General features: G+C 66.7%; 10 protein-coding genes. 3 read left to right on the top strand and 7 right to left on the bottom strand.

The annotated features are described in order from the left end of the window. Positions 1-454: 454 nt before the first annotated feature. Entirely contained in the window at positions 455-2,758 is a 2,304-nt protein-coding gene (locus ABIB15_RS15110) for an FdhF/YdeP family oxidoreductase (RefSeq protein ID WP_354480439.1), read from the bottom strand. 191 nt (positions 2,759-2,949) lie between these two features. On the opposite strand from ABIB15_RS15110, the gene ABIB15_RS15105 reads away from it, so the two are divergent. Next, positions 2,950-4,347 carry an OFA family MFS transporter gene (locus ABIB15_RS15105; RefSeq protein ID WP_354480437.1) on the top strand — a complete coding sequence of 466 codons (1,398 nt, stop codon included), beginning with the start codon at positions 2,950-2,952 and terminating at the stop codon, positions 4,345-4,347. Next, entirely contained in the window at positions 4,344-4,445 is a 102-nt protein-coding gene (locus tag ABIB15_RS15305; RefSeq protein WP_502908995.1) for an MFS transporter small subunit, read from the top strand. The genes ABIB15_RS15105 and ABIB15_RS15305 overlap by 4 nt, the downstream gene beginning before the upstream one ends. 74 nt (positions 4,446-4,519) lie before the next feature. Here ABIB15_RS15305 and ABIB15_RS15100 read toward each other — a convergent pair whose 3' ends face one another. Together ABIB15_RS15100 and ABIB15_RS15095 are read right to left on the bottom strand one after the other, a co-directional pair. Then, positions 4,520-4,873, bottom strand: coding sequence for a cupin domain-containing protein (locus ABIB15_RS15100; protein WP_354480435.1), 354 nt, complete (start codon positions 4,871-4,873; stop codon positions 4,520-4,522). 225 nt (positions 4,874-5,098) lie between these two features. Continuing rightward, entirely contained in the window at positions 5,099-5,584 is a 486-nt protein-coding gene (locus ABIB15_RS15095; protein WP_354480432.1) for an LLM class flavin-dependent oxidoreductase, read from the bottom strand. 192 nt (positions 5,585-5,776) lie between these two features. Between ABIB15_RS15095 and ABIB15_RS15090 the strand changes: the two genes are divergently transcribed. Next, positions 5,777-8,131, top strand: a complete 2,355-nt coding sequence (locus ABIB15_RS15090) for an FdhF/YdeP family oxidoreductase (RefSeq protein ID WP_354480430.1) — start codon at positions 5,777-5,779, stop codon at positions 8,129-8,131. A gap of 18 nt (positions 8,132-8,149) precedes the next feature. Here the strand turns inward: ABIB15_RS15090 and ABIB15_RS15085 are convergent, their stop codons facing one another. From ABIB15_RS15085 to ABIB15_RS15070, 4 genes are all read right to left on the bottom strand, one after another. Continuing rightward, positions 8,150-8,428 (bottom strand): hypothetical protein, encoded by a 279-nt coding sequence (locus tag ABIB15_RS15085; RefSeq protein ID WP_354480427.1) that lies wholly within the window; start codon positions 8,426-8,428, stop codon positions 8,150-8,152. A gap of 87 nt (positions 8,429-8,515) precedes the next feature. Beyond that, positions 8,516-8,755: a three-helix bundle dimerization domain-containing protein gene (locus tag ABIB15_RS15080; protein ID WP_354480425.1), complete on the bottom strand. Its 240-nt coding sequence runs from the start codon at positions 8,753-8,755 to the stop codon at positions 8,516-8,518. 64 nt (positions 8,756-8,819) lie between these two features. Continuing rightward, the gene (locus tag ABIB15_RS15075) at positions 8,820-9,731 is read right to left on the bottom strand and encodes a GAF domain-containing protein (protein WP_354480422.1); all 912 of its coding nucleotides are present in this window, start codon (positions 9,729-9,731) and stop codon (positions 8,820-8,822) included. 26 nt (positions 9,732-9,757) lie between these two features. Further along, positions 9,758-10,468, bottom strand: coding sequence for an esterase/lipase family protein (locus ABIB15_RS15070; protein WP_354480419.1), 711 nt, complete (start codon positions 10,466-10,468; stop codon positions 9,758-9,760). Positions 10,469-10,584: the final 116 nt, after the last annotated feature.

The following is a 10,584-nucleotide window of genomic DNA, read 5'->3' as shown; positions in this document are numbered from 1 at the left end:
ACAGTGCAGGTCATCGACAACGTCCCCTGGTTCACCCCACCCGCCAGCATCGACCCGACACGCACACCCAGACGCGGCGGCAAACTGCCCACACCGACACTGACGTAACCCAGGTGCAGGGCAGGGCAGGGCAGGGCAGGGCAGGGCAGCGCGTGGCGCGGGGCCGAGGAACGCAGGTTCGACACGGTCGCCGCGCGACCCGCGCGACCCGCGCGACCCGCGCGACCCGCGCGACCCTCGCGACCCTCGCGACCCTCGCGACCCTCGCGATCAGCAAAATCGCCTACCTGCCCGCAACCAATGCCGTCGGCCGACCTGCACACCAAGGCCGCCGCATCCATCCCTGCCGCCTTTTCCTGCAGCGACACCGACCGCATCCCGCGGGCCTCACCCGACCGTCCGCGCCGGGCAGGTGTCGACGCGATCGCGACGCGATCTGCTCAACCAGCCGGAGCTACGCCGCCTTCTCCTCATGCGCCACGAACCGCACAGCCATGGCCTTGTAGCCGGGCGTGTTCGACTCGCGCGCCACGAGCTCGCGGTGCATGAGCGCGTTCGCCTCCGGGAAGTACGCCGCGACACATCCGCGGGGCGTCGGGTAGGCCACAAGCCGGAACTTGTCGGCCCGCCGCTCCGACCCCTGGAACGTGCTGATGACGTCGACCATGTCGCCATCGGCGAACCCCATATCGATCGCGTCATCCTTGTTGATCAGGATCACCCGGCGTCCACCGGAGATACCTCGGTAGCGGTCATCCAGCCCGTAGAACGTGGTGTTGTACTGGTCGTGGCTGCGCATCGTCTGAAGGATCAGGTGACCGGCCGGCGGGGTCAGGTACTCGAGCGGGCTCACCGTGAATCGCGCCAGACCGATGTCCGTGGCGAAGCTGCGGGTGTCGCGCGGCGGGTTCGGCAGCACGAAGCCGTTCTTCGTCTTGAGCCGCTTGTTGAAGTCCTCAAACCCGGGCAGCACTCGCGCGATGTGGTCGCGGATGACGTCGTAATCCTCGGCCATGCCCTTCCAGTTGACGGGGTGGTCGTCGCCGAGCGTAGCCCTGGCCATGCGGGCCACGATCACCGGCTCTGCGAGGAGGTGCTCGGAGACAGGCGTGAGCCGACCCTGCGTCGTGCGCACGACCGACATCGAGTCCTCGACCGAGAGAACCTGGCGTCCGCCGGGATGCTTGTCGTCGGTGTCGGTGCGGCCCAGCGTCGGCAGGATGAGTGAGGTGCGTCCGTGCATGACGTGCGACCGGTTCGGCTTGGTGGATACCGAGACGGTCAGGCCGACGCGTTGCATCGCTCCCTCGAGCGCCACGGTGTCGGAGCACGCGAGGGCGAAGTTGCCGCCCATCGACACGAAGACGTCCACCTCGTCGTTCTCGAATGCTTCGACGGTGTCGACCGAGTCGAGGCCGTGCTCGCGCGGCGAGATGATGCCGAATTCCTTGTCGAGGGCATCGAGCATCCACTCCTTCGGCTTCTCCCAGACACCCATCGTGCGGTCACCCTGCACGTTGGAGTGCCCGCGCACGGGGCAGGCCCCGGCGCCCGGCTTGCCAAAGTTGCCCTGAAGCAGCAGGAGGTTGATGATCTCCTTCAGCGTGTTGACCGAATGTGGCTGCTGGGTGAGGCCCAGCGCCCAGCAGATGATGGTTGCCTTCGACTTCACCATCATCTGGGCGACCTTCGCGATCTCGAGCCGGGAAAGACCCGTGGCCGCCTCGGTCTCGTCCCAATCGATGGTCTTCCGCGCGGCGCGGTAGGCGTCGATGCCGTCGGTGTTCGCGGCGACGAACTCGTGGTCAACTACGGAGCCCGGAACGCGCTCCTCCTCCTCGAGCAGGAGGTGGCCGAGGGCCTGGAATAGGGCCAGGTCGGCGCCGACCTTGATCTGGAGGAATTCGTCGGCGAGGTTCGTGCCGTTTCCGAGCACTCCCGAGGCGGTCTGCGGATCCTTGAAGTTGAACAGCCCGGCCTCGGGCAGCGGATTCACTGCGACGATCTTGCCGCCGTTGTCCTTGCACTCGGCGAGGGCGGACAGCATGCGCGGATGGTTCGTGCCCGGGTTCTGCCCGATGACGAAGATCAGTTCCGCCTGGTGGATGTCCTCCAGGGAGACGGTGCCCTTTCCGATGCCGATGGTCGGGTTGAGCGCGGAGCCCGAGGACTCGTGGCACATGTTCGAGCAGTCGGGCAGATTGTTGGTGCCGATCGACCGGGCGAACAGCTGGTACATGAATGCCGCCTCGTTGGCGGTGCGGCCCGAGGTGTAGAAGACCGTGCGCTCCGGCACGGTCGCGCGGATGGACTCGCCGATCAGCTCGAAGGCGTCGTCCCAGGAGATCTGCGAATAGTGGGTCTCACCAGGGCGGATGACGACGGGGTGGGTGATGCGACCCTGGTTGCCGAGCCAGTACTCGGTCTTCTCGGCCAGCTCGGCGATCGAGTGCTTCGCCCAGAATTCGGGAGTGACGGTGCGAAGCGTCGCCTCCTCGGCGACGGCTTTTGCGCCATTCTCGCAGAACTCCGCGGTCTTGCGGTGCCCCTGCGACTCGGGCCACGCGCATCCGGGACAGTCGGTGCCGTCACGCTGGTTCAGGCGCAGCAGAGAGCGGGCGGTGCGCACCACACCCGCCTGGGCGATGCCGCGATCGAGGGCGACGAGCACCGCTTCGACGCCTGCTGCGGACTTTTTGGGCTTCTTGATGGTGAGGTTGTCTTCGTTGATGTCCTCGACCGGCGCTCCACGTGTCATACCCCCATCTTGCCCCGAAATATGCAAAGTAATCGACCGAAAATGCAAATGCATGTTTCTTGAGGGGAAAGGAGAAGCTACTGTGGCAAGCGCGGCCGATCGGCCGACGGGGGACCCCAGAAGCCCAGCAGTGGCGGATGCGCCGCTGCGCTCTGGCGTGCCGCGTTCGTCTCAATGAGGAGATAAACACTATGAGTTGGCTTGACCGCGACCACACCATCGCCCCTCCGGGGTTCAACCGCTGGCTCATTCCTCCCGCCGCCCTGGCGGTGCACCTGTGCATCGGCCAGGCCTACGCCACGAGCGTGTACAAGACCGCCCTCGTCGAGCACTTCGATGTGAGCCTGACCCAGATCGGGTTCATCTTCTCGATCGCGATCGTGATGCTGGGCCTCTCCGCTGCCATCATGGGCACCTGGGTCGACCGCAGTGGTCCCCGCAAGGCCATGTTCGTCGCGGCACTGTTCTGGTCGAGCGGGTTCCTCATCGGCTCGATGGGAATCTTCTCCAGCCAGCTCTGGCTCGTGTACCTCGGCTACGGCTTCATCGGCGGCATCGGCCTCGGCATCGGCTACATCTCGCCCGTGTCGACGCTGATCAAGTGGTTCCCCGACCGCCCGGGACTCGCCACCGGCATGGCGATCATGGGCTTCGGCGGCGGTGCGCTCATCGCGAGCCCCGTCTCGACCGCCCTCATGGCCTTCTACGACCCCAACTCGGGAGTCGAGGGCTGGGTCGCAAGCGGCGACGCGGTCGCCAAGCTCTTCCTCACACTCGCCGTCATCTACCTCGCGTACATGATGTTCGGTGCGTTCACCATCAAGGTGCCGGCCACGGACTGGAAGCCGGCTGGCTTCGACGCCAGCAAGGTCAAGGCAAAGGCGCTCGTCACGAGCAACAACGTCTCGGCCGCGAACTCGATCAAGACCAAGCAGTTCTGGCTCGTCTGGATCGTTCTGTTCTGCAACGTGACCGCCGGAATCGGCATCCTCGAGCAGGCCGCCCCGATGATCCAGGACTTCTTCCGCCAGCCCGACGGAACGTCCCTCGTGACCGCCGTGGTCGCCGGCGGCTTCGTGGGTCTGCTCTCGATCGCCAACATGGGCGGCCGGTTCGTCTGGTCGTCCACCTCGGACGTCACCGGCCGCAAGCGCATCTACATGGTGTACCTGGGCGTCGGAACCGTCGCGTACGTGTTGCTCGCGCTCCTCGGCTCCAGCACGACCGCGCTCTACGTCGTGCTCGCGTTCATCATCATCTCGTTCTACGGTGGCGGGTTCGCCACCGTGCCGGCCTATCTGCGCGACCTGTTCGGCACGTTCCAGGTGGGCGCCATCCACGGCCGTCTGCTCACCGCGTGGTCGGCTGCCGGCATCGCGGGTCCGCTCATCGTCAATGGGTTCCTGGATGCCCAGGGCATCCCCGGTGAACTGACCGCCCAGGCCTACCAGCCGGCGCTGCTCACCATGGCCGCGCTGCTCGTGGTCGGCTTCATTGCCAACCTCATGGTGAAGCCAGTCGCTGACCGCTTCCACGAATCCGTCGTGACCCGCCCCGAAGACCTCGAGCTCGCAGGAGACAGAAAATGACCAAGGCACGAATCGCGATCGTCTGGGCGCTCGTCGGCGTTCCGCTGGCCTACGGGGTCTTCATGACCCTGACGAGGGTTGCGGCGCTGTTCGGCTAGAGCCCACCGTGTGACGCGAAGGCGGCCAGCTCATGCTGGCCGCCTTCGTCGTTGCCAGGGGCAGCTGTGGCACGCTAGGAACTCGCTGCGGCGGGTCCGAGCGTCGCGCCGCTGGACTCCCCCGCCGCCGCTCCCTTGAGCTCCACGAATATCGTGTGGGTGGGGGTATCGCCGATGTTCTCACCAAAGTGCCGCTGGGCCGGGAGCCACATCGCCTGCCCGGCTGTCAGGGCGACCTCGCGCTCCTGATCGCCGCTCGCGAGCCTGCGCCGAAAGTCGGACAGCGTGATCATGACGCTGTTCGGATGATCGTGGGGTGTCGTCGTGGTGCCGGGTCTGTCGCTGTAGTCGAGCACGCGAACGAACTCGTTTTCGAACACGATGCGGTAATGGAGCGGGTTCGTCTCAACAGGGTCGTCGGTGATCATGCGGCCGAGAGTACTCCCCGCCTCCCCCTGCGGGGCAGGGCTATCAACCGGAGTTGCGCCGGGTGCCCCTTTCGGCGGCAACGAGTTGCCGTGCGGCCGGCGCCGTCTGCTCTCCGAATCGCCGCAGTTCGGAGGCATCGTCGCTCGACAGGATGAACGTGTCGATGCCGTAGTCGAGCGCGAGCTCGGCGAGCGAGTCGGGGTGGGCAGCGCCGGGCGAGATATTCAGCAGGCGCCGTATCGCGGCAGGATCGCGCCCGGCATCCGTCGGCGAGAGTTCCGACCATCCGCAGCATCCGCGGTCGGTAGGCGCCGAGCCAGATGGGAATCGGATGCGCCGGCGCCGGGGGAGCGGCGCTCGCCTCCCATCGCAACGATGGCATCCCAGAAGGCGCCCGTGCCGAGGGCCAGCGCGAATCGCCCGGCGCTGAGCAGGTCGAGGGATGCCGCGGCGCGCGCCAGTACGGCTGGCGGACGGAGCGGCAGGTTGTGCACGTTGGCAGAGATCTCGATGCGCTCCGTGCACGCCGCAACGTACGACATGAGCGTCCAGACGTCGAGGAACGCCGGCTGGTACGGGTGATCCTGAAAACTCACGAGGTCGAGCCCGGCCGTCTCGCTCGCCACGGCGAGCGCGACGACCCCACGAGGATCGGCGGCGGCCGGCGTGATGAACGATCCGAACTGGAGCGTGGCGCCGTAGTCGTTCACGCGGGTTCCTTTCTTCGCGACCAGTTAACCGCGAGTAGCCCGCTTGAGCGAACACGGTCATCGCGATGTGCTCCCGGCCCGGTTGCAGCCTGTGAGGTGGGACCGAATGCATCACTGCGGTTGCGGCTGCTGCCCAGAACTGTTAACCCTGACAAAGGAGCTTTACAACGTGGTGAGAGGCAGAACCGACCGATGACTCGCGAGAATCCCGGAACAGAAGGCGCCGTGAACGACGCCAATGAGAGCGACATCGAGGTCGGTGCGCCGAAGTCGTGGGCGGCCGGCGTGCCCGGGGTGTACCACTCGTTGAAGCCCGCGGTCGAGCAGATGGGGGTCACGCGCACGGCGAAGACCCTGCTCGCACTCAACCAGAGGGACGGCTTCGACTGCCCGAGCTGCGCCTGGCCCGATCCCGACCACCGCAAGACCTTCGAGTTCTGCGAGAACGGCGCGAAGGCCGTGACGTGGGAGGCCACTCCGCTCGTCATCGGCTCCGGCTTCTGGGCGGAGCATCCGATCTCCGATCTGCTCACGCGAAGCGAATACTGGCTGGGAATGCAGGGCCGGCTCACCGAGCCGGTCTACAAGGCCGCCGACGACGACCACTACCGCCCGATCAGTTGGGAGCGGGCCTTCCAGATCATCGCCGACAAGCTCAACTCCCTCGACTCGCCAAACGAGGCGGCGTTCTACACGAGCGGACGCACCTCGAACGAGGCCGCCTTCAGCTACCAGCTGTTCGCGCGTGCCTTTGGCACGAACAACCTGCCCGACTGCTCGAACATGTGCCACGAGTCCTCCGGCTGGGCAATGGGCGAGACCATCGGCGTCGGCAAGGCCACCATCGTCTACGACGACTTCGGCAAGGCCGACCTGATCATCGTGATGGGACAGAACCCGGGCACGAACCATCCCCGCATGCTCACCGCACTCGAGGAGGCGAAGGAGAACGGGGCGCAGATCGTCGCCGTGAACCCGATGCCGGAGGCCGGGCTGCAGCGCTACAAGAACCCGCAGCGGGTCAAGGGCATCATCGGCCGTGGCACCACGCTCGCGGACCAGTTCCTCAAGGTCAGGCTGGGCGGCGACATGGCGCTGCTGCAGGCGCTCTCGAAGCGGGTGCTGGATGCCGAGGCCAAGGCCCCCGGAACCGTGCTCGACCACGAGTTCCTCGAACGCCACTGCCAGGGCCTCGATGACCTCCGCGACCATCTCGCCCGGCTCGACGACACCGCGGTGCTCGAGGCGACCGGACTGCGGGCATCCGAGATCGACGAACTCGCCGGCCGGTACCTGAAGGCCGAGCGAGTGATCATCACCTGGGCGATGGGAATCACCCAGCAGAAGAAGGCCGTGGGCACGATCAAGGAGATCATCAACCTGCTGCTGCTGCGCGGCAATATCGGCAAGCCGGGCGCCGGCGCCTCGCCGATCCGCGGCCACAGCAACGTGCAGGGCGACCGCACGATGGGCGTCTGGGAGCAGATGGCGCCCGCCTTCCTCGATGCGATCGAGCGGGAGTTCGGATTCGACCCGCCGCGCGAGCACGGGCTCGACGCGGTGCAGACGATCGAGGGGATGCGGGACGGCGCAGTCAAGGTGTTCTTCGCTGTCGGCGGCAACCTGGTGGCCGCGATCTCCGACACGACCGCCGCCGAGGCCGCGATGCGCGGCAACGAGATGACCGTGCAGGTCTCGACCAAGCTCAACCGCTCGCACGCCGTGGTCGGCCGGGAAGCGCTCATCCTTCCCACCCAGGGCCGCACCGAGATCGACCGGCAGGCCTCGGGCGAGCAGTTCGTCTCGGTCGAGGACACGGTCTGCGCCGTGCATCCGTCGTGGGGAAAGATCGAGCCGGTCTCGCCCACGCTCCTCTCCGAGGTTGCGATCATCAGCAGGCTCGCCCGTGCCACCCTCGGCGACAGGGTGGCCGTCGACTGGGCCGGGTTCGAGCGCGACTACGACGTCATCCGCGACCACGTTTCGCGGGTCGTGGATGGATGCGACGGCTACAACGAGAAGATCCGTCGCGAGGGCGGGTTCGTACTGCCGAACGGGCCACGCGACTCGCGCACGTTCCCCACCGCGACCGGCAAGGCGATGCTGACCGTGAACGATCTCGAGAGCATCGGGCGTCCGGCGGGCACCCTGATCCTGCAGAGCCTTCGCTCACACGACCAGTTCAACACCACGATCTACGGCCACAACGACCGTTACCGCGGGGTCACGGGCGGCCGTCATGTGGTCTTCGTGAGCCCGGAGGACCTCGCCGAGCTCGGTCTCGCAGACGGCCAGCGTGTCGACGTTCGCACGGTCTCCGACGACGGCGTGGATCGCGTGCTCCGCGGCTTCCGCATCGTGTCGTACGAGACGGCGCGGGGATGCGCGGCGGCGTACTACCCGGAGGCGAATGTGCTCGTGCCGCTCGACCACGTCGCCGACGGCAGCAACACGCCCGTGTCGAAGGCGGTGATCGTGCGGCTCGATCCGGTGGCCGCCGAGCGCGACGAGATCACGGAGGACGTCTTCTCCGCCTCAAGGGGCTGAGCGGCGAGCGGAGGAGTGTCAGGCGTAGGTGCGCAGTAGCCGCCACTGCCGCCGGTAGTCGTCGTGCAGCACATCGAACATGAGCGTCTCGTGCCCGGGTTCGTCGCTCGTGCCCTGGAAGCGCCACCCGACGCCGTGCCGCGGGGGGTGGGTGACGAAACCGAGCACCTCCTCCGGGGTGGGGCCGAACGGAGTCGGTGTGTCCGTCACCCTGAATCGTCGTCCCCGCCAGACGAGCCGCTCCGGAACGCCGTCCGGCGAGAGCCAGATCGCGACCGCCTCCTCGACCATCGTCATTGTCCGTCTCCTCCACAGCACATTCGAACTTATGTTCGAATGTCTACTGTAAGGGGTGGCGGGGCGACACGCCAGAGCGGAGCGTGACTAGGGCGAATCCTCGTCGGATGAGGTGTCAGGACGGGATGCCGTGAGTTCTGCAAGCCGCTCGCGGGCGCTCTCCTCGACCTCCGACGGCACCTCTTCCTCGTCGAGGAACTCCCCCTCGTACGAATCCAGTTCCTCGTCCACCAGCTCGACAACCTGTCGGCGAGGCACGGTGGGGAACTGTTCGAGCAGTCTCTCGAGCACGTGTTCCATTGACTGGTCGTCGTCTGAATCATCCACGGGTCGAGTCTGTTCGCTGAGCGGCGCTCTCGTCAACACCGTGCGGCGCGGCGCGGGTGGGGCGTCAGGCCACCTCGGAGCGTCTGGACTCGGAATCCTTCGCGCGGCCCGGGCTACGCAGCTCGAGCAGCTCCATCAGGATCGCACCGAGGTCGGTGAGAGCGGCGACCTCGTCGTCGCTCCACTCGCGCGGCTTCGCGTCGATCGCGCAGAGGGACCCGACCGCCTCCCCCGAGCTCGTGATCAGGGGCACGCCGGCGTACGCCGCGACATCCATCTCGCTGACCGCGAGGTTGTGGGCGACGAGCGGATGCTCCGTCGCGTCGTTGATCACGACCGGCTGCCTGAACGTCGCGGTGAACTGGCAGAACGAGTGCGAGAGCGGGGTCTGCCGCATGGTTGCCCACGGTTCGCGCAGCCCTACCTGGCTCTTGAAGAACTGTCGGTTGCCATCCACCAAGGAGATGAGCGCGACCGGCACATCGACAATGTGCGAGACGAGCCGGGTGAAGCGGTCGTAGATCTCCTCGGGCGGGGTGTCGAGCACGCCGAGGTTCCGCAGCGCGTCGAGCCGCGGCGGATGGGCGAGGAGCGTGGGCGGTGCGGCCGTCAGCGCCCCCGGCGACATCACGTGGTCGGAGACAGCCGCGAGCAGATCGGGTGTGACGATCGGTTTGCTCAGAACGGCACGGGTTCCCATGCGCATCGCCTCGCCGGCCACGAGCTGACTGTCGGCGAGCGCGAGCGTGGGTATCGTCGCGGTGTCCGGAAAAAAGCTGAGCCGTGAGAGCAGCATCATCGCGCCAGTGAGGGTCAGGTCGACGAGGACGAGGTCGGGAGCCTCCCGACGCGTGAGCGGCAGCGCAGTGATGGCGTCGTCCGACGGAATCACCCGGTATCCGCCCTGCACGAGCGTCTCCGAGAGGAAGAGCGCCTCGGCGGGGTCGCTCGCGACGAGAAGAATCTTGGCAGCCATGACCCCAGAGTAGGCCCGGTTCGTCGTCACGGGGCGGCGGGATTCACGGCGAGCGCCACGGCGTCCTGAAGACGCCGGTCGGCGACGATGCGGAAGTGCCCCGCGACGTCGAGGCGGATGTTGGTGGCTCCCGGCAGCTCGGAGCCGGCAGGGATGTGCGGGTCGAAGCTCCCGAAGATCGAGGTGATGCGCGAGTTCACCCCGCGGTTGGCTGCAAGCATGAGCGTCGTCGCGTCCCGGGGCGAGAACGCCCGAAGACTCGGAGCAAGCATCAGGCGGGCATAGACCGATCCGGAGAACGGGGTGGCGATCGCGACCATGCGCGCGACACGGCCGTCCGGGTCGCTCCGCAGCATGAGGTACTTGCCGATGAGGCCGCCCTTGCTGTGGGCGAGGATCGTGACATCGCGCAGGTCATGCTCGCGGAGGTAGTCCGCAACAATCGGCGCACTCGCGACGACGCTCCGCGCATTGCGGCCGAGGCTCGTGACGACGTGCACCGGATGCCCGTCCTCGCTCAGCCGGTCCGCGAGGGGTCGAAGAAACTGCCAGGTCTCGTAGATTCCCGGCAGGATGAGAATGGGTGACTTTGCCGCATCCGCGAGGAGATACTCGGACGGATCGGCGCGGAACAGCGTGTCCCGAATCTGCCAGTACGACACGTAGAGGTAGTCGAGGGCCCAGAACCAGCCCTTGGCCAGTATGCCCCCCACGGGGAACGGCCACGGAGCTACCATCGCCTCAGGATAGGCGAGGCCCCTGTTGCCTCATGTCAATACCTCCGCGAAGTTTGATTCATTGCCTCGGATGAAAACCTCCGCGGAGCTCACCGGGTGTGGGCCTGGTTCACGAC

Source organism: Marisediminicola sp. UYEF4 (assembly GCF_040546025.1).
In the GTDB taxonomy this organism is placed as follows: domain Bacteria; phylum Actinomycetota; class Actinomycetes; order Actinomycetales; family Microbacteriaceae; genus Marisediminicola.
This window is presented reverse-complemented; position numbering and strand designations above follow the sequence as displayed.